The sequence below is a fragment of the Mesorhizobium sp. B3-1-7 genome (assembly GCF_006439385.1).
Lineage (GTDB): Bacteria > Pseudomonadota > Alphaproteobacteria > Rhizobiales > Rhizobiaceae > Mesorhizobium.
The window spans coordinates 37980-61588 of sequence record NZ_VFTL01000018.1 but is presented as its reverse complement, the minus strand read 5'-3'; the positions used below and the strand labels follow the sequence as shown (position 1 = coordinate 61588).

Annotated in this window: 19 protein-coding genes and 1 pseudogene; 13 read left to right on the top strand and 7 right to left on the bottom strand. The window is 64.4% G+C overall.

The genetic code is table 11. The features are described 5' to 3' along the window. Position 1 precedes the first annotated feature (1 nt). From FJ417_RS16455 to FJ417_RS16445, 3 genes and pseudogenes are all read right to left on the bottom strand, one after another. Positions 2 to 2189 (bottom strand): annotated as a pseudogene (locus FJ417_RS16455) (dehydrogenase E1 component subunit alpha/beta). A gap of 183 nt (positions 2190 to 2372) precedes the next feature. After that, positions 2373 to 3494, bottom strand: a complete 1122-nt coding sequence (locus tag FJ417_RS16450) for an NAD(P)/FAD-dependent oxidoreductase (RefSeq protein ID WP_140652814.1) — start codon at positions 3492 to 3494, stop codon at positions 2373 to 2375. 2 nt (positions 3495 to 3496) lie between these two features. Next, complete coding sequence (locus FJ417_RS16445) at positions 3497 to 4186, bottom strand: GntR family transcriptional regulator (RefSeq protein WP_140652816.1); 690 nt, start codon at positions 4184 to 4186, stop codon at positions 3497 to 3499. A gap of 163 nt (positions 4187 to 4349) precedes the next feature. On the opposite strand from FJ417_RS16445, the gene FJ417_RS16440 reads away from it, so the two are divergent. From FJ417_RS16440 to FJ417_RS16405, 8 genes are all read left to right on the top strand, one after another. Continuing rightward, positions 4350 to 5726 carry an aspartate aminotransferase family protein gene (locus FJ417_RS16440; protein WP_140784183.1) on the top strand — a complete coding sequence of 459 codons (1377 nt, stop codon included), beginning with the start codon at positions 4350 to 4352 and terminating at the stop codon, positions 5724 to 5726. Positions 5727 to 5981: 255 nt separating this feature from the next. Then, positions 5982 to 7040, top strand: coding sequence for a TMAO reductase system periplasmic protein TorT (gene torT, locus FJ417_RS16435; RefSeq protein ID WP_140784182.1), 1059 nt, complete (start codon positions 5982 to 5984; stop codon positions 7038 to 7040). Between the two features lie 109 nt (positions 7041 to 7149). Next, on the top strand, positions 7150 to 8637 hold the full coding sequence (locus tag FJ417_RS16430; RefSeq protein ID WP_140784181.1) for a sugar ABC transporter ATP-binding protein: 1488 nt from the start codon (positions 7150 to 7152) through the stop codon (positions 8635 to 8637). Next, a complete protein-coding gene (locus tag FJ417_RS16425) occupies positions 8634 to 9659 on the top strand; it encodes an ABC transporter permease (protein ID WP_140640376.1) in 1026 nt (341 codons plus the stop codon). Before FJ417_RS16430 ends, FJ417_RS16425 begins: the two co-directional genes overlap by 4 nt. Then, the gene (locus FJ417_RS16420) at positions 9656 to 10645 is read left to right on the top strand and encodes an ABC transporter permease (protein ID WP_246687472.1); all 990 of its coding nucleotides are present in this window, start codon (positions 9656 to 9658) and stop codon (positions 10643 to 10645) included. The genes FJ417_RS16425 and FJ417_RS16420 overlap by 4 nt, the downstream gene beginning before the upstream one ends. 26 nt (positions 10646 to 10671) lie before the next feature. Further along, on the top strand, positions 10672 to 12732 hold the full coding sequence (locus FJ417_RS16415; protein WP_140784180.1) for a hydantoinase/oxoprolinase family protein: 2061 nt from the start codon (positions 10672 to 10674) through the stop codon (positions 12730 to 12732). A 26-nt stretch (positions 12733 to 12758) separates the two neighbouring features. After that, on the top strand, positions 12759 to 14552 hold the full coding sequence (locus FJ417_RS16410; protein WP_140784179.1) for a hydantoinase B/oxoprolinase family protein: 1794 nt from the start codon (positions 12759 to 12761) through the stop codon (positions 14550 to 14552). Between the two features lie 227 nt (positions 14553 to 14779). Then, complete coding sequence (locus FJ417_RS16405; RefSeq protein ID WP_181183227.1) at positions 14780 to 15673, top strand: DMT family transporter; 894 nt, start codon at positions 14780 to 14782, stop codon at positions 15671 to 15673. Between the two features lie 32 nt (positions 15674 to 15705). On the opposite strand, the gene FJ417_RS16400 is transcribed toward FJ417_RS16405, so the two are convergent. After that, positions 15706 to 16233 carry an RraA family protein gene (locus FJ417_RS16400; protein WP_246687471.1) on the bottom strand — a complete coding sequence of 176 codons (528 nt, stop codon included), beginning with the start codon at positions 16231 to 16233 and terminating at the stop codon, positions 15706 to 15708. Here FJ417_RS16400 and FJ417_RS33530 point away from each other — a divergent pair. After that, on the top strand, positions 16232 to 16432 hold the full coding sequence (locus tag FJ417_RS33530) for a hypothetical protein (RefSeq protein ID WP_246687470.1): 201 nt from the start codon (positions 16232 to 16234) through the stop codon (positions 16430 to 16432). The two genes, FJ417_RS16400 and FJ417_RS33530, sit on opposite strands and share 2 nt — an antisense overlap. Here the strand turns inward: FJ417_RS33530 and FJ417_RS16395 are convergent. From FJ417_RS16395 to FJ417_RS16385, 3 genes are read right to left on the bottom strand one after another with little or no spacing between them, the layout of a single operon-like run. Next, entirely contained in the window at positions 16402 to 17517 is a 1116-nt protein-coding gene (locus tag FJ417_RS16395; RefSeq protein ID WP_140784177.1) for a mannonate dehydratase, read from the bottom strand. The genes FJ417_RS33530 and FJ417_RS16395 overlap by 31 nt on opposite strands. A gap of 2 nt (positions 17518 to 17519) precedes the next feature. Then, positions 17520 to 18305, bottom strand: a complete 786-nt coding sequence (locus FJ417_RS16390) for an SDR family oxidoreductase (RefSeq protein ID WP_140784176.1) — start codon at positions 18303 to 18305, stop codon at positions 17520 to 17522. Between the two features lie 13 nt (positions 18306 to 18318). After that, the gene (locus tag FJ417_RS16385) at positions 18319 to 19056 is read right to left on the bottom strand and encodes an FCD domain-containing protein (protein ID WP_181183226.1); all 738 of its coding nucleotides are present in this window, start codon (positions 19054 to 19056) and stop codon (positions 18319 to 18321) included. A 186-nt stretch (positions 19057 to 19242) separates the two neighbouring features. Between FJ417_RS16385 and uxuA the strand changes: the two genes are divergently transcribed. The 4 genes from uxuA to FJ417_RS16365 all read left to right on the top strand — a co-directional run bounded on the left by uxuA (position 19243) and on the right by FJ417_RS16365 (position 23579). Further along, entirely contained in the window at positions 19243 to 20427 is a 1185-nt protein-coding gene (uxuA, locus tag FJ417_RS16380; RefSeq protein ID WP_140784175.1) for a mannonate dehydratase, read from the top strand. A 100-nt stretch (positions 20428 to 20527) separates the two neighbouring features. Beyond that, the gene (locus tag FJ417_RS16375; RefSeq protein WP_140784174.1) at positions 20528 to 21670 is read left to right on the top strand and encodes an extracellular solute-binding protein; all 1143 of its coding nucleotides are present in this window, start codon (positions 20528 to 20530) and stop codon (positions 21668 to 21670) included. Continuing rightward, positions 21670 to 22521, top strand: coding sequence for an IclR family transcriptional regulator (locus FJ417_RS16370; protein ID WP_140784173.1), 852 nt, complete (start codon positions 21670 to 21672; stop codon positions 22519 to 22521). The genes FJ417_RS16375 and FJ417_RS16370 overlap by 1 nt, the downstream gene beginning before the upstream one ends. A gap of 26 nt (positions 22522 to 22547) precedes the next feature. Further along, positions 22548 to 23579, top strand: coding sequence for a sugar ABC transporter substrate-binding protein (locus FJ417_RS16365; RefSeq protein WP_140652841.1), 1032 nt, complete (start codon positions 22548 to 22550; stop codon positions 23577 to 23579). Positions 23580 to 23609: the final 30 nt, after the last annotated feature.

The window sequence follows — 23609 nt, the reverse complement described above, 5'->3', positions numbered from 1 at the left end:
TTCAGCCAAGCGGCCGACCTTGGTCGGCCATCACCTGGCGCAAGCCGCGCTCGATGTCGGCGGGGCGTGCGCAAGCGGCGCCCTCGAGCACCTTGGAAATGCTCGGCGAGGCCTCGCCGCCATGGACACGCTGGATCGGCTGGTCAAGCCAGTCGAAGCAGCGGTTCTGGATCTCGGCGGCGAGCAGGCCGCCATAAGACGTGCCGCGCGCGCCTTGCTCGACCACCAGCACATTGCCGGTCTTGCGGATCGAAGCTTCGATGGTCTGCCAGTCCAGCCCGGCGCGATCGAGCGAGCGCAGGTCGATGACCTCGGCGTCGACGCCGAGACGTTCGACCGCTTCAAGCACTGGCCGCACCGTGGCGAGGTAGGTGAGGATCGTCATGGCCGTGCCCTGGCGCACCACCTTGGCCTTGCCGAGAGGGATGAAGTAATCGAGGTCGTCGATCGGCGCCGGTCCGGTCGAATTGTAGAGATCGACATGCTCGATGACGAGCACCGGGTCCTTGCAGCGCAGCGCGCTGTTCATCAGACCGACATAGTCGAAGGGCGTCGATGGGGCGACGATGCGCCAGCCGGGCGAGGTGGCGAAGATGCCGGCCGGATCCATGGAGTGCTGCGAACCGTAGCCGGTGCCCATGGCGACCTTGGTGCGCAGCACCAGCGGCACGTCGATATCGCCGCCGAACATGTGGCGCGCCTTGCCGATCTGGTTGAAGATCTGGTCGGCGGCCACCCACATGAAGTCCGGATACATGAACTCGACAACCGGAATATAGCGGCCATCCATGGCGATGCCGCCGCCGAGCCCGGTAAAGGCGGCTTCGCTGATCGGCGTGCCGAGCACCCGGTCCGGGAAAGCGGCGGCAAGACCGCGCGTCGCGCCGTTCGTACCGCCCTTCAGCCGATGCACATCCTCGCCCATGATCACGATCCGGTCGTCCGTCGCCATGCGCCGCTGCATGACATTGGCGACGGCGTCGATGAATTTGGCGTTGCCGTCGATCGCGCCGCCGAAGGTTTCCAATTCCTCGGTGCGCGTCCTCGCGAATTCCGAGAGGTCGCCGCGTATGCCGTGGTCGCGGAAACCTTCGTCCGGCCAGAGCGCGGGCTTGATGCGGTTCTTGCCGTCCACCTGCTCGACGAGTTCGGCGCCGACATCGGCCATCAGCGCAAGCGCGCGTTCGCGCAGAGCGGCAACGCCCGAGCTGCCGATGATCTGACGCTGTTCCATTTCGCTCGCCAGCCGGTCGAGCGGGTCGCGCGCCCGCCAGGCCGCTTCCTCCGCCTTGTCGCGATAGCCGAAGGCGCTGCCGGGCAGAGGGCCGTTCTGATGGAAGTAGCGATAGACGTCAGCCTCGACGATGGTCGGCCCGCCGCCGTTGCGCATCAGCTCCATGGCTTCCTTCGTCGCAAGATAGACGGCGAGGGGATCCATACCGTCGACTTTCCAGGCGGGAATGGCGAAGGCCGATCCGCGTGCCGACAGGCGCGGCTCGGCGGTCGCTTCCTCGACACGGGTCGAGACGGCATAGCGGTTGTTCTCGATGAAGAAGCAGAGCGGCAGCTTCCAGGCGGCGGCAATGTTCATCGTCTCCAGCACCGAGCCGATATTGACCGCGCCGTCGCCGAAATAGGCAAAGGCGACGTCGCCTTTGCCTGCCCGCTTGTGCGCCCAGGCGGCACCGGCCGCCAGCGGCACGCCGCCTCCGACGATCGCGTTGGTGCCGAGATTGCCGGCCTCGGCCCAGCGCAGATGCATCGAGCCGCCGCGTCCCCGGCAAAAGCCTTGCGCCAGGCCGAGGATCTCGGCGAGCGACCTCTGGGCCAGACCGCGGATTTCCGATGAAAACTCCGCTGCGGGCAAGAGGCCGTCGGGCGCGATATAACGGATCGACTTGGCGAGAAACTGGTGATGCGCGCGATGGGATCCATTGATCTGATCGCCAGCGCGCATCAACGCGGCCGAGCCGACGGCGCCGCCTTCCTGGCCGACCGCGGAATGGGCCGGACCGTGCACCAGGCCCTGGCCCGCAAGCTCCAGCACTTTCTCCTCGAAGGCGCGGATCAGATGGGCCGAAACAAGCATCGATTCCAGCGCGGCCGGATCGGCGTCGTCCCAGTCGGGCGCGTGTCGTGCGCAGTTCGCGCCAGGGGGCTGATGGGGCCAATGTTGCGTAGTCGGGCATCAGGACTTCCTGGCGGGCTCGTGGCTGGGTTGAGAAGCGTATTGGATACGATAGAGACGTTTATTGCCTTTTGAAAGGCGAAAATTGCCAAAATAGGTTTGCCATTGGATACAATGAATATGTCAGCTTTCGTCGCGGTAGGCGCGGGTACCGACCGGCCTTGAATGCTGCGCGTCGGCGCCGTCAGTCCGCCTCAGGCGCGAGAATGCGTGTCACATGTTCGGCAATCGCCAGGCTAGAGGTCAGGCCGGGGCTTTCGATGCCGAACAGATTGACCAGCCCGGAGCTCTCATGGGTCGTGGCATCCTGGATGACGAAGTCGCTGTTTTCTTCACCGGGGCCGGAGAGTTTCGGCCGAATGCCGCTATAGGCCGGCTGCAGGCTGTCGTCGGCCAGATCCGGCCAGTATTTGCGGATCGCATCGTAGAAGCGTTTGCCGCGCGCCGGATCGACGCGGTAGTCGAGCGTGTCCGTCCATTCGACGTCGGGCCCGAACCGAGCCGTGCCGCCGAGATCAAGTGTCAGGTGGACGCCAAGCCCGCCCGGTTCAGGCACCGGGTAGACCAGCCGCGAGAAGGGCGCCCGGCCCACCACCGAGAAGTAATTGCCCTTGGCGTAGCGAAGCGTCGGCAAAAACCGCCGGTCGAAGCCTTCGAGCGAGCCCGCCAGCGCAACGGCGCCGAGGCCGGCCGCGTTGACGAAGCGCGACGTCGCGATCTCGAAACCCTCGCCGCTTGCCGTGTCCATCGTCTGGAGCACGATGCGGCCGGCATCGATGCGGCCCGAAACGATGCGCGTGTTGAGCGACAACATGGCGCCGCTTTCCTCGGCGTCGCCGAGCAAGGCGAGCATGAGCGCGTGGCTGTCGATGATGCCGGTGGAGGGCGATAACATGGCTTTCGTGCAATGAAGCGCCGGCTCCAGGGCCTGCGCTTCAGCCGCGGTAACGAAGCGCAAATCTTCCACGCCGCAGGCTGCGGCGCTGGCGCGGATCGCGGCAAGCACGGGTTCCTGGGCCTCGTCGGTTGCGACGATCAGCTTGCCGGAGCGCCGATGCGGGATAGCGCGTTCCGCGCAGTAGCGGTAGAGCATGTCGCGGCCGGCGACGCAGAGCCGGGCCTTCAGCGATCCTTGCGGATAGTAGATGCCGGCATGGATCACTTCCGAATTGCGCGAGCTCGTCTCGGTGCCGATGGCATCCGCCGCCTCGACGATGAGCGTGTCCAGGCCGCGCGCGGCCATCTTGCGCGCAATCGCCAGACCGACGACGCCGGCACCGGCGACGATGCAGTCGATCTGTTCCATTCTCAGCCCGCCTTGGCCGTGTCGGCGGCGCGCCTGCTGAACAGCCGTTCGAGAATCACGTTTCCGCCCTCGGTGATGTCGGCGATGATCGCACGTTCGGCGGCATCGGCATCTTTCCTTTCGACCGCGGCGAGCACTGCGTGGTGATTGTCGATCATGGTCCTGCCGCCTTCATGATAGGATTCCGCAATCAGGGGACCCATCTGCAGCCACAGCCGGTTCAGGATGCCGCGTAGCACAACCATGTCGCCGATGTCGGCAAGCGCGAAATGGAAGGTCTGGTTGAGCTCCAGCGCTTCCGTCCAATTCCTCTCGGTAATGGCGCTTTCGTTGCGGGCAATCAGATCGCGCAGCCGCTCGACATCCCTGGCCGTCGCCTTGAGCGCGGCCTCGCGCGCGGCGAGGCCTTCGAGCTTCAGCCTGATCTGGCGGATCTCCCGATAGCGTTCCAGCGTGATGATGGGCACGCGCACCTCGCGCGCCGATTTCTGCACCAGCGCCTCGTCCTGGATAAGGCGCAGGATCGCATCCCGCACCGGCGTGACGCTGGTTCCGAGCGACTGGGCGAGGTCGCGGATGGTCAGCCTGGCATCCGGCGCGAAGCGTCCCTTGACCAGCGCCTCGGCGACGCGCGCATAGACGGTCTCGCCGAGATTTTCACGCTCGAGCGTTTCGAAGCTGAAGCTCGCCATGCCGTTCCCGTCCCGTTTTTGGCTGCCGGCCCAAAAGGGCTTGACAGTATATCTTATAAGAAACATGATGCATCAAACAGCATAAAGCAAGAGGGAACTGCGACCCTTGGACGAGGGGAAGGCAGGGCAATTCCCGCTTGGACGCCTGCAGACAGGAGCCGTGATGGACGCCAGACCGAATTCCCCCGAAGCCCGCGACATCCGCTATCACCTGCATGGCTATACCAATGCCCGCAAGCATCAAGAGACGGGTCCGCTGGTCATCGAAAAGGGCGATGGCATCTATGTCGAGGACATTGCAGGCAATCGCTACATCGAGGCGATGGCGGGCTTGTGGAGCGTCGCCGTCGGCTTCTCGGAAAAGCGTCTGGTGGACGCTGCGACAAGGCAGATGTCGAAGCTGCCCTTCTATCACGACTTCGGCTCGAAGGCGCATTCGCCGCTGATCGACCTGGCCGAGCAGCTGGTGCAGATGGCGCCGGTGCCGATGAGCAAGGCCTATTTCACCAATTCCGGTTCCGAGGCCAACGATACCGCGATCAAAATGATCTGGTACCGGTCGAACGCGCTCGGCCAGCCGGCGCGCAAGAAGATCATCAGCCGCAAGCGCGGCTATCATGGCGTCACCATCGCCTCGGCGAGCCTGACCGGGCTGCCCAACAATCATCTCTCCTTCGACCTGCCGATCGCCAATATCCTGCATACGTCGACGCCGCATCATTGGCGCGACGCCCAGCCCGGCGAGAGCGAAGAGCAGTTCTCCGCGCGGCTCGCCGACGACCTGGAAAGACTCATCCTTGCCGAGGGGCCTGAAACGATCGCCGCCTTCATCGGCGAGCCGATCATGGGCGCCGGCGGGGTCGTCGTTCCGCCCGCCGGCTATTGGGAAAAGATCCAGGCGGTGCTGTCGAAATACGACATCCTGCTGGTGGCCGACGAGGTCATCTGCGGCTTCGGCCGCACCGGCGAGATGTTCGGTTCGCAGACCTTCGGCATCAAGCCCGACATCATGGTGCTGTCGAAGCAGATTTCCTCCTCCTACCTGCCGATCTCGGCGCTCATCATCAACGACAAAGTGTTCGAGCCGATCGCCGACGAGAGCGACCGCATCGGCACCTTCGGCCACGGCTTCACCGGCGGCGGTCATCCGGTCGCCGCGGCCGTCGCGCTGGAGAACATCAAGCTGATCGAGGAGCGCGACCTCGTCGGCAATGCGCGCAAGGTCGGCGCGCATCTGCAGGCAAGGCTCAACAAGCTCGCCTCGCATCCACTGGTGGGCGAGGTGCGCGGCGTCGGTCTCATCGCCGCGGTCGAGCTCGTCGCCGACAAGGCAAGCAAAGCGCCGTGGGGCAAGCCGGCGGCGCTCGGCGCGCTGGTCAACGGCTTTCTGCAGCAGAACGGCGTCATCTCGCGCAATATGGGCGACGCGATCGCCTTCTGTCCGCCGCTGATCATCACCGAGGCGCAGGTCGACGCTTTGGTCGATGCATTCGAGCGATCGCTCGACGCCGCCCTGCCGCAGGTTCATCCGCGGGTCTAAGCCAGCCTATGGCAGTCGAAACGCCCTGTCGGGTGACGGTCTATCGCGCATTGACACATAAGATATAAGATGTAAGTTGTGAATTACGCGGTTGAATGGGCTGAATGGATACATTTGCACGAAATTCAGCGTTTGAAATTTGAAATGCCAAACGAAGAAGTGGCAGATTGGATACAAAAATGATCGGGCTAAACCGGTCGATCGGGTCAACAACTCCAGGCCCTCCAAGGGCAGCTGTTCAAATGGGAGACTGATATGAGTGGATTGAAGAAGTCACTGGCTTTTGCGCTGTCGGCGACGGTGCTGTCGGCCGGAATGGCGCATGCCGCCGACTGGTGGCCGTTCAAGATCGCCTCGGCGAAGGATGGCGACCTCAAGAACGTGGGAGAGATCGAATACAAGCCGCTCGACAAGGCAGAGAAGCCCTGGAAGCTCTGCGTGCTCTTTCCGCATCTGCAGGACAGCTACTGGGTGTCGGTGGACTACGGCATTGTCGAGGAGGCCAAGCGCCTGGGCGTCAAGGTGACGGTGCTGCAGGCGGGTGGATACACCGCGCTGCCGAAGCAGATCTCGCAATATGACGACTGCGTCGCGGCGGGCGCCGACGCCATCCTGATCTCGGCGATCTCGGAAGCCGGCGTGGCAGCCAAGATCAACGAGGGCATGGGCAAGGGCATCGTCAACATCGCCGTCGCCAACCCGATCCTCGAGACGCCGATCACCGCCCGCATCACGCCCGATTTCTACCAGAAGGGCTTTCAGACCGGCGAGTATGTGAAGAAGTTCCTCGGCGACAAGCAGGGCACCGCCGTGGCGTTCCCGGGCCCGCAGGGCAGCGGCTGGGCCGAAACCTACATGAACGGCTTCCGCGACAGCACCAAGACCGGCAACATCAAGCTGGTCGGCGAAATGTTCGGCGAGGCCAGCGTGCCGGCGCAGCTCAAGCTGGTCGAGGATGCGCTGCAGACCCATCCGGACGTCAACGTCATCTGGGGCGGCGCGCCGACGGCGGAAGCCGCGATCGGCGCCGTCGCCGACGCCGGCCTGAGCAACGTGACGATCATGTCCTCCTACGAGAACCAGACCATGCTGAAGGCCGTCAAGGACGGCTCGGTGCTGGGCTTCGCCACCGAGTATCCGGTCATCATGGGACGCATCGGCGTCGACCTCGCGGTTCGCGCGCTGGAAAAGAAGGATCACGAGAAGGTCCTGCTGGTTGCCCCCGGCATCGTTACCAAGGACAATGTCGACAAGATCGACACGACCCAGATCTTCGCGCCGGACAACTGGCGCCCCGAGTTCTCGGTCGAATAGCGTAGCCGCTTACGCGGCCCGCACATCGCGGTTGGATCGCGATCCTCCCGGCCTGGCCGCTTCGTCGGAAGCGGTCAGGCGACTTAGCTCGCCAGCCTTGGGTTTTTGGATGCTGGAAGTTACAGGGTTCACCAAGAGATTCCGCGGCATCGCCGCGCTCGACAATGTCGACTTCTCCCTCAATGAGGGCGAGGTCCACGCGCTGCTTGGCGAAAACGGCGCCGGCAAGTCGACGCTCATCAATCTCATCGCCGGCACCTTCCCGTGGGCGGAAGGCGTCTACCGCATCAATGGCCGCACCATCACGAGCCTGACGCCGCAGGTGGCGCAGGAGATCGGCATCGCCGCCGTTTTCCAGGAATTCAGCCTGGTGCCCGACCTCACAGTGGTCGAGAACATCTTCCTCGGCCGCGAGCAGTCGTCCGGCCTGTTCCTCAAGCGCAAGCAGATGCGGCAGGCGGCGGCGGAGCTGCTGGACAGTCTCGGCTTCCATCTGCCGCTCGACGAGAAGGTCGCCTTCCTGTCGCGCGCGCAAAAACAGATGGTCGAGATCGCCAAGGCGTTGCGCATGCGGCCGAAGGTGCTGATCCTCGACGAGCCCACGGCCTCGCTCACCGACGGCGAGGCGGAAAAGCTCTTCAATGCCGTAGCGCTGCTGAAAGCGCGCGGCGTCGGCATCATCTATGTCTCGCATCGCATGAGCGAGATCCGTAATCTCTCCGACCGCGTCACCGTGCTGCGCGGCGGCAAGAAGATCGGCACCGTCGTGACCGCCGAGATTTCGGACGAGGGGCTGATCGAGATGATGGTCGGTCGTCCTGTCGAACAGCTGTTTCCGAAGATCGAGCACAAGCCCGGGGCAGTCAGGCTCGAGGTACGAGATATCACGACGGAAAAGCACTCGGTCATTGGCGCGTCCTTCACGGCGCGCGCGGGCGAGGTGGTCGGTCTCGCCGGTCTCGTCGGCTGCGGGCGCAGCGAGCTCTGTCGCGCCGTCTTCGGCCTGGAGGCCATCGAGGCGGGGGCGATCATGCTGGGCGACAAGGCGGTCGAGCGGCCGACGCCCACGTCGATGCTCGCCGCCAATGTCTGCTATTTCCCGGCCGACCGCGGCTCGGAGGGTCTGGCGCTGGCGCGCTCGGCGCGCGAGAACGCAACCATGAGCTCGCTCGACCTGCCGGAACTGTCGTCCGGGCCGGTGCTGAAATTCTGGCGCGAGAACGAGACGATCAAGACGCCGCTCGCCAATCTTGCGCTCAGACCCATGGCGCCCGAGCGCAAGGCGTCCGCCTTCTCCGGCGGCAACCAGCAGAAGCTGATGCTGGCGCGCGGGCTGATGAAACCGTTCGACGTCTACCTGTTCGACGAGCCGACCGTCGGCATCGACGTCGGCGCCAAGGCCGATGTCTACAACCTCATCAAATCGCTGGTCGAGGCCGGCGCCTCGGTGGTGGTCTCGACATCCGAATTGCCGGAGCTGATCAATCTCGCCTCGCGTGTCTATGTCATGCATGAAGGCAAGGTGGTCGCCGAGCTTGCCCAGCACGAGCTCAGCGAAGCTCAGGTCCTGTCCCACTATTTCGGAGGGCGCGCATGAGCTCGGAAACGGCGACCATCACCGTTGCCAACGCGCCATCGCATCGCGCGAGCCGGCTCGACCGCTTCCTCATGCAGGGCGGCATCGTCATCACCTTCCTGATCGTGGCGGTGGTCGCGACCGCGCTGATCGAGCCGCGCTTCCTCAACCGGCTCAACCTGCTCAACGTCATGCGCAATTTCGCGCTGCTGCTCATTCCGTCGCTGGCGCAGATGCTGGTGATGACGGCCGGCGGCTTCGACCTTTCCGTCGGCGCGGTGGTGGCGGCGACCTCCGTGGTGACGGCTGCCGTGATGCTCGTCGGCAGCGGCTATTTCCCAGGCATGGAGCTGGTCGTCATCCTTGCCTCGCTGGTCATCGCGCTCGGTGCCGGCGCGCTTGTCGGGCTGGTCAATGCCGGGCTTGTGGCGACCTTCTCGCTCTCACCCTTCATGGTGACGCTGGCGATGATGTCGGTGCTGATGGGCATCGCGCTCTATTTCACGCAAGGCATCCCGATCTATGGCGTGGCCGACTCCTTCATCGCCAATGTCGGACGCGGCCAGTTCCTGGGCCTGCCGATCGTGCTCTGGGTCGGGTTGGCGGTGCTTGCCGCCTGCATCGTCATGCAGCGCTTCACCGCGCTCGGCCGCCATATCTATGCGGTCGGCAGCGACCAGCGCTCGGCGCGCTTGTCGGGTGTCGCCACCGGCCGCACGCTGATGGCGGCCTATATGCTTGCCGGCCTGCTCGCCGCGCTCACCGGCTTCCTGATGACGTCGCGGCTCGGCTCCGGCCAGTCGACGATCGGCGGAACCCTGGCGCTCGAAACCATTGCCGCCGCCGTCATCGGCGGCGTCTCGCTGCGCGGCGGCGTCGGCCGCGCAGAACTGGTGGCGCTCGCAGCGCTGTTCCTGTCGGTCATCGCCAACGCGATGAACCTGGTGCAAGTCGACAGCAAGTACCAGACGCTGGTGCTCGGCGCCGTCTTGATCATAGCCTTGGCCATCGAACGGCTTCTGCTGAGGAAGCGGCAGTCATGAGCATGGAGGCCAAGACACAACCGATGGCACAGAGCTCCGGCCTTTCGCTGAAAGAGATCTTGCGCGCGGCGCGCCTGCCGATCGCCATTGTCGTTGTCCTCATCCTGTTTGGCCTGGTCGAGCCGCGTGTTCTGTCCCTCGGCAATTTCCGCAACATCGCGCTGCAGGCGAGCTATCTTGCGATCTTCGCCATGGCGCAGACTATGGTGCTTCTGACGCGCGGCTTCGATCTTTCGCTCGGCCACACCGTCTCGCTGGTCAGCGTCGCCGCCTCGATGGCGATGGTGGCAATGGGCGGCGGCGATGTCTCGATCCTCTACGGCGTCGGCGCCGCGGTGCTGATCGCCGGTGCGATCGGCCTCGCCAACGGCGTGCTGATAGCCGGCATCGGCATCAACCCGCTGGTGACGACGCTCGGCATGGCCAACATGGTGCTGGCCTTCGCCTCGACGATCAGCGGCGGCTTCCCCGTCACCGGCCTGCCGAAGAGCCTCACCGCCGAATTCGCGCAGGGATCGCTGCTCTCGATTCCGATGCCGATCTGGATTGCCGCCCTGGTGTTCGTGCTCTTGTTCCTCGTGCTCAAGGCGACGCGCTTCGGCCGCAGCCTCTACATCATCGGCGCCAATCCAAGGGCGGCGGTCGCGGCGGGCATTCGCACCGTGCCGGTGCTGGTGCTGGCCTACACGCTGTGTGCGCTGCTTGCCGCGCTCGGCGCGCTTCTGCTCACCGCGCGCACCGGCTCGGGTGAGCCCAATCTCGGCGGCAATCTCACCTTGGAGGCGATCGCGGCCGCCGTGGTCGGCGGCGTGCGCCTCTCCGGCGGGGAGGGCGGCGTGGGCGCGGCCGTGCTCGGCGCGCTGTTCGTCACCGTGCTCTCCAACGGCATGAACCTCGTCCAGATCGACGGCTATCTGCAACAGATCTGCCTGGGCGTCATCATCATCGTCAGCCTGATCGTCAATCGCGACGAAGCCAGGCGCTGATACTCCAACCTCTTCGGGAAGCTCGTATGGCCTATCAAGTTTGCATCGATATCGGCGGCACCTTCACCGACTGCCTTGTCTCGAACAGCAAGGGCGAGATCGCCATCTTCAAGTCGCCGACGACGCCCGGCGAATTCGAAAAAGGCTTCATCAACGTGCTGCATGTCGCGGCCGAGGGCTATGGCCTCAGCGGCGCCGATTTCATGAAGCAGATCGACCTCGTCGTGCACGGCTCGACCGTGTCGACCAACGCGCTTGTCGAGCGCAAGACGGTCAAGGTCGGCCTCATCCTGACCGCCGGTCACCAGGACATACTGGTGCTGCGCGAAGGTCCGCGCAAAGGCGCTTTCCAGTGGCGGCTGAACTATCCCGATCCCTATGTGCCGCGCCATCTCACCAAGACCGTCGCCGGCCGTATCGATGCCCGCGGTCGCGAGCTCGCGCCGCTTTCGCTGGATGACGTCCGCAAGGCCGCCGCCGAGTTTCGCGGTCTCGGCGTCGAGGCGATCGCCGTCGGCCTGCTGTGGTCGGTGGTCAATCCGGCGCATGAGCTCGCCGTGCGCGAGATCCTGAACCAGGAGTTGCCCGGCGTCCCGGTGACGCTCAGCCATGAGATCAACCCGATGCCGCGCGAGTACAAGCGCATCATCGCGGCCGCGATCGATGCTTCCATCAACCCGATCGTGCGCACCTATATCGAGAAGCTGAAGACGGCGCTCGACGAGGAAGGTTTCGAGGGCGAATTGCTGCTTGCCAACTGCGTCGGCGGCATGATGCCTTTGGCCGACATGATCCGGAAGCCGATCTACAGCGTCATGTCCGGTCCGACGCTGGCGCCGATGGCGGCACTGGCATTGTCCGACGAGCCCGACATCATCGTCGGCGACATGGGCGGCACCACCTTCGACGTCTCGGCGCTGCGCGACCACCAGATCATCGTCACGCCCGACAGCATGATCCACGACGATTCGCTCGGCATTCCCAAGGTCGATGTGCGCTCGGTCGGCGCCGGCGGCGGCTCGATCGCCTTCGTCGATGAAGGCGGCCTGCTGCAGGTCGGCCCGCGCAGCGCGGGCGCCCGACCGGGTCCTGCCTGCTACGGCCAGGGCGGCACCGAGCCGACAGTGACCGATGCCAATGTCGTGCTCGGCATCGTCGATCCGGATTATTTCCTCGGCGGCAAGATGCAGCTGAAGCGGGAGCTGGCGGAGGCGGCGGTCGACAAGATCGCGATGCGGCTCGGCGTGTCGCGGCAGGAGGCGGCCTACGCGATCTACACCACCAGCAATCACAACATGGTGGCGGCGATCGAAGAGATCACGGTGCGCGAGGGCATCAATCCGCGCGACTCCTTCTTCGTTTGCGGCGGCGGCGCCACCGCCATCCACATCGCCGAGATGGCCGACATCCTCGGCTTGAAGCGCTACATGGTGCCGCGCTTCATGGCCGGCCTCAGCGCTTTCGGCGGCCTGATCTCCGACATCCGCTCCGAAGAGAGCGCGGTGCTGCTCACCTCCGATGCCGACTTCAACGTCGCCGGCGTCAACGATGCGCTGAAGCGGCTGAAGCAGGCCGGCAACTACTTCCTCGCCGAAGCCGGCGTCGCGGTGGAGAATCGTCAGTTCGAGTTCTCCTTCCTCGGCCGTTACGAATACCAGTCCTTCGAGATCGAGGTGCCGTTCGAGGCAAAGGACGGCATGGTGTCCGAGGGCGATCTGCCGGGTCTGGTTGAAGCCTTCCACAAGATGCATGAGCGCATCTATTCGATCCGCGCCGACAATGACGTCGTCGAGTTCACGGCCTGGAAGCTGCGCGCCATCGGCAAGCGCTCCGGCCAGGACATCTGGCAGAAGAACACGCTGCCCGACCAGGTCGGCGCCATCGACCTGAAGGCCAAGCGCGGGATCTACCAGCAGGAGAGCGGGCGTGTCGAAACGGTGCCGGTCTACGAACTTGCGCAGTTGCGCGCGGGTGCGCAGGTTGCCGGCCCCTGCCTGGTCGAGGCCGAGACCTTCACCGCCTATCTCAAGGACCAGCACCAGGGCCAGATCGACCGTTACGGCAATCTCGTCGTGAACATCGCCTAGTCAAATCTACACAAGGGAACGATCCTATGGACTCCATCAACAGGCTCGAACTCGACGTCGCGGAACGGCGGGTCGACCCCTTTCTGATGTCGGTGCTGAAAAGCCGCTTCGAGGCGATCGTGCGCGAGATGACGCTGGTCGTCATGCGCGCCAGCCGCTCGGCCGTGATCAAGAACGCGCGCGACTTCTCCTGCGCCATCCTGACCTATGATCATCGGCTGGTCTCGGTCGAAGACGCGCTGCCGATCCACGTCATGTCTATGGACATGGCGACGCGGCCGCTGACCGATCTGTTCGACGACATCACGCAGGGCGACATCTTCCTCAACAACTGCCCCTACACCGGTGGCACCCACCACGCCGACCTGATTATGGCGATGCCGGTGTTCTTCGAGGGCGAGCCGCTGTTCTGGGTCGTGGCGCTGTCGCACCACGCCGACACCGGTGCGCCGGTGCCGTCGACCTATCTGCCCTTCGCCAAGAACATCTTCGAGGAGGGGATGCATTTCCCTTGTGTGCGCGTCGCGCAGAATTACGAGGAGAAGAAGGACATCCTGCGCATCGGCACGATGCGCAACCGCGTGCCGGACATGTGGCTGGGCGACGTGCGCGCGCAGATCGGCGCCTGCCGCACCGGCGAGCGCCGCATCGGCGAGCTGTTCGCCCGCTACGGCCGCGACACCATCCTCGGCTTCGTCGAGGACTGGTTCGATTACGGCGCGCGCTGCGCCAAGGCGGCGATCGCCAAGCTGCCGGCCGGCAGCTACAGCTACGAGACGCGCCATGACCCGGTGCCCGGCGTCGCCGACGAAGGCATTCCGGTCAGGGTGACGATCAATGTCGATCCGGAAAAGGGCGAGATCGTCGTCGACGTGCGCGACAACATCGACAATGTGCCGGGCGGCCTCAACCTGTCGGAAAACACCGCAACCGGCTCCTGCCGGATCGGCGTCTTTAACAATCTCGACGAGAGCATCCCGCATAATGAGGGCGCGAAGTCGCAGATCAAGGTGCTGTTGCGCGAGGGAAGCGTCGTCGGCAAGCCGAAATATCCGGTCGGCACTTCGGTCGCCACCACCAACGTCAACGACCGCCTGATGATTGCCGGCAACTGCGTCTTTTCGCGCATGGGCGCGCCTTACGGCCAGGCCGAGAGCGGCTCGCACCTGCCGGCCGGCGTCGGCGTCATCTCCGGCGAGGATCCGTTCAAGCACGGCAAGTCCTATGTCAACCAGGTCTTCGTCGGCTACGCCGGCGGCGGCGCCCGCCATGGCTTCGATGGCTGGCTGACCTATTGCGGCCCGGCCAATGCCGGCCTCATTCAGCTCGACTCGGTCGAGGTCGACGAGTCGATGTATCCGATCGTCATCGAGCGCCGTGGCGTGCTGCCTGGATCGCAGGGTTTCGGCGAGTTCGAGGGCGCGCCGGCGACCGGCGGCGTCTTTTATCCGCTCGACCACGACATGACGATCGTCTACGCCGCCGACGGCACCAGCTTCCCGCCGCGCGGCGTGCTGGGGGGCGGCGACGGCAAGGAGAGCGAGACGATCAAGGTCCGGGCCGACGAGAAGATCGTGTTGCCGGCCTTCAGCGAAGAGACGATCGAGAATGGCGCCCGTATCGAGTTCACCGCTTGCGGCGGCGGCGGTTACGGCGACCCGCTGAAGCGCGATCCGAAGCGTGTCGCGGCAACCGTCAATCGCGGCTGGCTGAGCCGCGAGGATGCCGAGACGGTCTACAAGGTGGTTCTGGTCGATGCCGACGAGCCTGGCCTGCTCAAGGTCGACGAAGCCCGTACAGCCGCCCTCAGAACGGTTTGACTCCGATAGAGCGTTTCACCGTTTCACGGAAACGGCGAACCGCTCTATCCCTTTGTTTTTACGCAATTCCGGACGGAAGGTTACGGCGAAGACGCCGAACTTAACCGCTCACACTTTTCCTGGAATTGCTTAGGCGCGGAACAGGTCCGCAAGAGACCTCGAATTCCGGGCCGGTGGTTCGAGAGGGAGCGCCTGCCCGGCGGTGTGCGATGCATGACGACCGACCCGTGCCGGGCAGCGGCCTGCCACCGATAGACGCTGCTCTTCTGCTCCTGGCAGCAGCGATCTACGGCGGCATCTTTCCGGTCAACCGGCTGGCCGCCGAGACGCAATGGCCGCCTATGGGTTTCGCCTTTGCCCAATCGCTTGCGGCAGGCGTGATCCTGGCCCTGGCGGCGGTAGCCGCCGGCGGTCGGTTCGCCGTCACCGTCGGGCAGATGGGCACGTACTTGATCATGGGCGGCCTGGTGGTTGGCCTGCCGATCGGCATACTGGTGTCGGCCGCTCCGCATGTCGACGCCTCGGTGCTCACCCTGGTGCTTTGCCTATCTCCCATATTCACCCTCGCCATCGGCGCGCTGGCGGGCCTTGATCGCTTCGATTGGCGCACTTTCGCCGGCATGATGCTCGGAGTGGCCGGCGTGGCTGTCCTCGCGCTGCCCGGTGTAGGCGTTGTCGGCTCGGACGGCATCGTTTGGTTTCTGGTGGCCCTCATTGCCCCGGTCATGTTTGCTGCCGCCAACAACTGCGCCAAATGGCTGCGCCCCGAAGGTGCGTCCTCCGTAATGATGGCGGCTGGAACGTTGCTGGGAGGGGCCGTCGTTGCCGGCGTTGTCATGCTTGCGCTCGGCGGTGCGGCGTTGCCGTCCGAGTGGACGGGCAGGACCGCGATACCGCTCGTCCTGGCGACGGCGATCAATGCCGTCTTCTTCGTCCTGTTCTTCGTATTGGTCGCTCGTATTGGGCCGACGCGCTTTTCGGTCTTCAACTATCTGGCCGTGGCCGCCGGTATCCTCTGGAGTCTGGCCGTCTTCGACGAACGACCGGCCGCCTCGTTCTGGGTGGCCCTGTTCCTGATGCTTGCAGCCATGTACCTGGTGCTGTCGCGCAAGCTCGACTGACCATCTGGTTACCGCTGGTCGGCCACGGCCTTTCACATGATGCCGAAGGTCTTGTAAGCATCCACCGCGCTCATTCCCTCGCGGATCGCCTTGGCCACGCGTTTTTCTCCGCGGACTTTTTCGAGGGCCAGGCGCACCACCTCTTCCTCGGCTTCAGCGGGGACAACAAGGACACCTTCCTTGTCACCGAACAGCAGCGTTCCCGGCTCTATGCGCACGCCGCCGATTTCGAGCGCGCAGCGATAGTCGACGACTTTGCCGCGCACGCCCTGGTCCTGCGCGTAATAACCGGTGCAGAAGCAGGGAAATCCCAGCACCTTGATGCCATCCGTGTCGCGGGCGAAACCGTCGACCAGCGCGCCGCGCGCGCCAAGGATCTTCGCACGCGTCGACATCAACTCGCCCCACAACGCGTAACGGGGCGAGGCGCCGCTGGCGACGTAGATCTCGCCGGGCTTCAAATCGTCGAGCGCTTCGAACATCAGCCCGAACGGCTTGCTCATCAGTGGGTTGTGCGTCGGTCCGTTGGACGGGAAGATATCGGTCTCGAGCACGGGCATGGCACGGCAATCGCGTGCTTTCGTCGACCGGCTTGAACACCGGCGGCAGGAACTGATGCTGCAGCCCCAGCGTGTCCATTACGTCGCCGACCACCGCAACGAAGAGTTCGGTTTCGAACAGGCGGTACATTTCGGCGTCGTCGGCATAGAGGCGCGTCGATCTGGTCATCAGGCATGCATCCGGATGTTGGTGGATTGAATGGTCCGCGAAGGTCCCAGCGCTGCGGCATTCTGCACCAGCGCGCGCATATAGCCGAGCGCAAAGGCCTTCCCCGCGTGCCAGGGCGCGTCGCAGGACATTTCCGGCGTGTGGTCGGGGATGATGACGCCCTCATAGTTTTCGTCGCGCAGGATGCGGACGATCTCGGCCATGTCGATGTCGCCGTCGTCGACGAAGGTCTCGTGATAGTTCGGCACCTTGCCGCGCACGTTGCGGAAATGGATATAGCCGATGCGCTTGCGTCGGGCGAAGCGCCGGACATGCCCGTAAATCTCGTCGGCGCCCGGCATTTCCTGCAGCGAGCCGAGACAGAGCTCCAGCCCGTTGGATGGTGAGTCGAGGATGTCCATCAGCCGGTCGTATTTCTCCGGCCGGTTGACGAGCCGCGCCGCGCCCCGCAGCGCCTCGGCCGGCGGATCGTCCGGATGCGCGGCGAGCACCACGCCGGCTTCCTCGGCTACCGGAACGACTTCCCGCAGGAAGGCGCCGAGCCGCTGCCAGAGCTCATCGCTGCTCACCGTCACCGGCGCGGCGGCCGGCCGGCCGGCGCGGTAGCGCATGTTCCAGACCACGCCGTCGGGGAGGGGCAAATCGGGGTCGATGGCCGCAAGGTCGAGCCCAACCGACATAGCCTCGCCGCGCGCGAAGGGCCCGCGCGACCAGCCCCAGACACCGGCGATGGAGAAGTTGTAGCCGATGCACGGGATGCCGGCGCGGCCGGCATCGCGGATAAGCCGCTTCAGCCCTTCGATCTGCTTCGCCCTGTCGGGACCATCGAGCAAAATGTCGGACCAGAAGCGCGGCGAGAAATTCTCGATCGCGGCGATTTCCAGCCCGTTGTCGCGCACGGTCCTGACTAGGCCGGCGAAGTCCTCGTAGTTCCACAGCGCATCGGTGGAGCAATCGCCCCAGCCTTCCGTCTCGCTGCCGGCCGACAGCGAAGGATCGCGCCCGCGAAAATAGTTGGTGAGGTGAGCAACGATGTGGGTGGCGCCCGCCTGGCGGGCGAAGCGGAAATTGTCTGGAGTCAGCGACTCCCGGTAAAGGCCAAGTCCGATCTTCATGGTCATTTCACGCCAATGCCAGCGGTCAGGCCGCCATCTATTTTGTAGTCCGCGCCGGTGCAGAAGCCGGCCTTGGAAGAGCACAGAAAGGCGATAAGCTCCGCCACTTCCTCGGGCTCGCCGATGCGGCCGAGCGGATGGGCCGCGCCGAAGCGCCTGTAGGCTTCCTCGACGTCGGCATCGCTGCCGTTTTCGCCACGCGCGGCCTTCTCCAGGATCGGCGTGCGGATCGAGCCGGGGCTGATCGAATTGATCCGGATGCCGGCCGCCGCATAGTCGAGCGCCAGCGAACGCGTCAGCGTGTGGATGGCGCCCTTGGTGGTGGCATAGGCGGCGACGTTCTGCTGGCAGGCGAAACCCTGCACCGAGGCGACGTTGACGATGGCGCCGCCGCCGCGCTTGATCATTTCCGGGATGCCGAAATGGGCGGTCAGATAGATCGAGCCGACATTGACCGTCATTGCCTTGTTCCAGGTTTCCCAGTCGGTCGTCGTCGCGGTTCCATAGGGATGGACCGCCGCCGAATTGACGATCACGTCGAGGCCGCCGAAGCGCTCGACGCCGGCAGCGACGGCGTCGCGGACCTGGTCTTGCACGGAGACGTCGGTGTCCACGACCAGCGTGCCGGCCCCTGAACTTCCCAGCTCCGCTCGCATCGCGGCATTGGCCAAGCGGTCGATGCCGCAGGCGACGATCGCGGCGCCGCCGGCGGCAAGGCGCCTGGCGGTCGCGAGACCGATCCCGGTCGTCCCGGTAACCAGCGCGACCTTGCCTTCAAAATCCTTCATTGCGGAAACTCCCTCAGTCATTGTCGGAAGCCGGTTCTTCCGGCAGGAATCGCAGGGCGAAATCGAGATGGCGGCTCATCAGATAGGCGTAAGCCAGCCTGTCGCGCGCGCGTAGCGCGGCGATGATCTCGCCATGCGCGGCACGGGTGTCGGCCAACACCGGGCGCATTTCCTTGCCGATGGTCATGATCCGCAGGATCACGGGCGACAGGAAGGAATACATGTCGGTGAGCATGCGGTTGTCCGCCAGCCCGATCAGCGCCCTGTGGAAATTGAAATCGTTCTCGGCGGCTTCCTCGATCGAGCGGCTGTCGACGATCCGGGCATTGATCTCGTCGAGCGCCTCGATCTGCTCGCTCGTGGCATTGAGCACGATGTGGTCGCCGATGCCGACCTCGATGATGCGCCTGAAACCCTGGATGTCGGCAAAGGACGAGCGCGAAACATCCATGTGGGCGGCGAAGAAATTCTGGATGGCGATGCTCTGCCCGTCGGCGAGCACCGCGCCGACGCGCGGTTTGGGCTCGATCAGTCCATAGGTGCGGATGGTGCGCAACGCCTCGCGCACCGTGTTGCGGCTGGCGCCGGTGATCTCGCTGAGCTCGCGTTCCGTCGGCAGCACGTCGCCGACATTGAGCTGTCGCGCGCGAATAAGGTCGAGGATCCGTCCTGCCGCAGTGTCGACCGCGGAGCTGCCGCCGGCGCGGCGGGCGGCGACGTTATCGCGCACGGCTTGCGAATTTTCCGGCATCGATCCTCCTAATTGTTGGACCAACATATCGTATGATTTGAGGAAAACAACCGGTTTTGGGCTTGATGTTGGCGAATTTTCCCGGCTTCCCCGAAAGATCAGCCCATTCGTGAGCGCCAAATTTTAATTTGACTCCCATTGTGGTCCAACAATAAGTTGCCGACCTCTCACGGAGGAAAGCGGCAAATGGAACAAACCTGGCGCTGGTACGGTCCGGACGATCCGGTGACCCTCGATCACGTCAAACAGGCGGGCGCGACGGGCGTGGTCTCGGCCCTGCACGGCATCTATGACGGGCGCGTCTGGCCGCTGGAAAATATTCTCGAGCGCAAGCGGATCATCGAGGCGGCAGGACTGACCTGGTCGGTGGTCGAGAGCATTCCTGTCCACAACTCAATCAAGATCGGATCGCCGGAGCGGCTCCGCTATGTCGGCTTCTACAAGGACACGATCCGTGCCCTCGCCAAGGCCGGCATCGCGACGATCTGCTACAACTTCATGCCTGTGGTCGACTGGACCCGCACGGATCTGGCCTACCGCCTGCCGACGACAGGTTATGCGCTGCGTTTCGATGCGATCGATTTCGCCGCCTACGACCTGTTCGTACTGAAGCGCCGGAATGCCGAGGCCGGCTATACGCCTGCCCGCATCGCCGAGGCGGAAGCGCGGCTGAAGGAGCTTAGCGACGAGAAGATCGACGGGATCGAGCGCAATCTCATCGCCGGCCTGCCCGCCACCGAGCGCGCCTACAACCGCGACAGCTTTCGCGAGGCCTTGGCCGACTACGATGCGATCGGGCCGAAGGAATTGCGCGAGAACCTGGCCTGGTTCCTGCGCGAGATCATTCCGGTGGCCGAGGAGGAAGGGGTGCGCATGTGCATCCATCCCGACGATCCGCCATTCTCGCTCTACGGCCTGCCGCGCATCGTCTCGACCGCCGAGGATGCGCGCTTCATCCTCAATGCCGTCGACAGCCCGGCCAATGGCCTGACCTTCTGCACCGGTTCCTACGGCACGCGCGCCGACAACGACATTGTCGCCATGATCAAGGAGTTCGCTGAGCGCATCCATTTCGTCCATCTGCGCAACGTCACAATCGAGGATGACGGCTCGTTCCACGAGGCCGAGCACCTCGAGGGCGGCACCGACATGGCGCATGTCATCCTCGCGCTGATGCAGGAGGAGGCTCGCCGTCGCAAGGAAGGCCGCGCCGACTGGCGCATCCCGATGCGGCCGGACCACGGACATCTGCTCGCCGACGACATCGGCAAGGCCAGGATCAATCCCGGCTACTCGCTGATCGGCCGGCTCAAGGGTCTCGCCGAGTTGCGCGGCATCATGCGGGCCGTCGAACGGTTCGGGCTGGCTTGAGACGGTTTGCGTATGTAAAAACTATTTGCTCAGGTAAAAATACCTGCTAGTGGTTTGCGGACCGGGCACATGCCCGGTTTGCAGGGAGGAATTGCCGGATATGACAAGACTGCGCGGTCTTGCATGGGATCATCGACGTTGCTGGGGTCCGCTGGATGCCAGTGTCGGGCCGTATCGCGCCGCCAATCCCGGCCTAGAGATCGAATGGGACCGGCGCAGCCTCTATGAATTCGGCGAGGGCGCGCTCGGCCCCGTGCTCTCGGCCTACGATCTGGTCGTGTTCGACCATCCCTTCATCGGCGACATCGCGCAGGACGAGCTGATGGTGCCGTTCGACGCCTATCTGTCGGCGGAGCAGGTCCGCTTCTTCGAGCAGGATTCCGTCGGTCCGTCCTGGCGGTCCTACGAGAAGAGCGGGCGCCAATGGGCATTGCCGATCGATGCCGCCTGCCACGTCGCTTCGTATCGCCCGGACCTGCTGGAACGCTACGCACCGGTGCCCCACACGCATGAAGAGGTGGTCGCGCTCGGCCGGCTGGCGCGCAAGGACGGGAAATGGCTCGGCCTGCCTTTCGTGCCGACGGACGCCATGTGCCTGCTGTTGACGCTTGGCGACCCACAGGAGGACGGCGAGCAATTCATCGCGACGGACATGGTCGAGCAGGTCGTCGGGCAATTGCGCGAGCTTGCGGCGCTGTCGCATCCGAACTCGTCCGGTTGGAATCCGATCCGCTGCTACGACCACATGGTCGCGCATGACGACGTCGTCTATGTGCCGTTCGCCTTCGGCTACGTGAACTATGCCGCGAAGACCGACAGGCCGTATCTGCGCTTTGCCGACGTGCCGACCCCGCGATCGGCCGGCGCCCTGCTCGGCGGCGCCGGCATCGGCGTCAGCGCCCAGTCGAAGCACAAGCAGCAGGCGATCGACTACGCGCTGTTCCTGTGCTCGCCCGACTATCAGCGCGGCGACTATGTGAAGTCGGGTGGACAGCCGGGATCGCTGGCAGCCTGGAAGGACGCCGAGGTCAATCGTCTCTCCGGCAATTTCTTCTCCTCGACGCTGCGCACGATCAGCTCGTCCTATCTGCGTCCGACACATCCGGGCTTCATCGCCTTCTTCCGCGAATGCGCGCCGCGCGCGGCCGCGGCCATAGCCGGCGACATCGACGCTGCGGAGCTCGCCGGCCACGTGAACCGCCTCTATCGCGAAACCAGGCAACCGGAACGGAGCGTTGCGTGATGGCTGCCGGTATTGCCGAAACGCTCGAGGAAAGTGAAAGCGGCCGCAATGGATATCGCGTGCCGGCGGTGGAGAAGGCGCTCGACGTGCTGGAGTTCATGGCCTCCAGCGCCGATGCGATGACCCAGACCGAGATCGCGACCGGCCTTGGCAGGTCCATCCACGAAATCTACCGCATCCTGCTTTTGCTGGAGAAGCGCGGCTACATCTTCCGCACGCAATCGGACCGCTTCCGGCTGTCGCTGAAACTGTTCGAGCTGGCGCATATGCATCCGCCGGTGAACAGGCTCGTCGAATCCGCGCTGCCGGCGATGCGCGAATTGACCGCCAATGCCGACCAGAGCTGCCACCTTGTGGTGCGCGAAGGGCAGAACGCGCTGGTGGTGCTGCAGATCGATTCACCGCTGCCGATGCGCTATTCGGTTGCGCTCGGATCGCATTTCCCGATCCTGGAAACCAGTTCCGGCGCGGTGCTGCTCGCCCACTCGAACCGGGCCGAGCGCGACCGCATCGTCGAGCGCATCGTCGCCGCCGGCGAAGGCCAGGGAACGCGCGCGGAAATCGAGGCACGGCTGAACGAGGTGGCCAGGCTCGGCTACGAGATGCGCGCGTCGCTGGCCGTCGAGGGCTGCACCAACATCTCCATGCCCGTGCGCGACCATGTCGGCGCCGTCATCGCCGCGCTCACGGTCCCGCTGCTGCCGCAGAAAGCAGCACGTTTCGACCGTCAGACCGTTTTCGAACGAACCCGGACAGCCGCCGAGAAGATATCGGCCGCGCTCGGTTGGGGCGAAGCCAACAGCTCTTCACGTGCCGACCCGGAACGGCGGGATTACCCGTTCAGCGACTGAGACAAACGAAAACCTGGGAGAGAAAAATGCACTGGTCCAAATCAATCCTGCTCGCATCCGCGGCCATGCTGGCCATCGGCGCGGCGGCGGCGCATGCCGAGAACATGCCCAAGCACATCGGCTACGTCACCAACTACGCCACGCATGAGTGGTACCAGAACGTCATCAAGGGCATGAAGGCGCATGGCAAGGAACTGGGAATCGAGGTCGAGGTGCAGGACGCCAATCTCGACATAGCCAAGCAGGTCGCCGCGGCCGAAGACTTCATCGCCAAGGGCGTCGACGTGCTGATCATCACCCCGGTGAATGAGGAAGGCGTGGTGCCGCTGCTGCGTCAGGCCAAGGCCGCCAACATCCCGGTGGTGCTCGAGGGCAACCCGGTCAAGGGCATGACCACGATGGTTGCCATCTGCGACTACGACACCGGCTATTTCTCGGGCGTCGAGGCCGGCAAATATGCCAAGGAAAAGCTCGGCGGCGTCGCCAAGGTGATGAATGTCGGCCTGCCGTTGCTGTCGGCGACGGTGCTGCGTTCGCAAGGCTTCATGGACGGGCTGAAGACCATCGTCCCCGACGCGGTCATGGTCCACGACCTTGACGGCGGCGGCAATCCGGACCGCGCGCTGGAAGTGTCTTCGGCCGCACTCGCCAAGAATTCCGACGTCAACATCATCTACGGCATCAACGATTCGTCCTCGCTGGGCGGCCTGCAGGCCTGGAAGGCTGCCGGCAAGTCGCAGGACGGCCTGCTGACGGTCGGCACCGGTGGCGAAGGACTTGCCTTCATCAACGCCATGCAGAACGAGCCGTCCTACCGCATCGAGGCCGCCATGTTCCCAGAAAAGGAAGGTTTCACGACCATCGACGCGGCGGTCAAGCTGTTCAACAACGAGCAGGTGCCGGAGCACATCGTCAGCCCGACCGCGCCGATGACTGGCGACGAGTGGAAGAAATACTATGATTATGACGGCACGACCCGCACCATCAAATGGGATGCCGTCAATGCGCTCCAGCCGCCGGCAAAGTGCATGAAGACCTCGGCCGACCTGAAGAAATAGGTCGATCGACACGGTCCTTCCCGCGTCGCG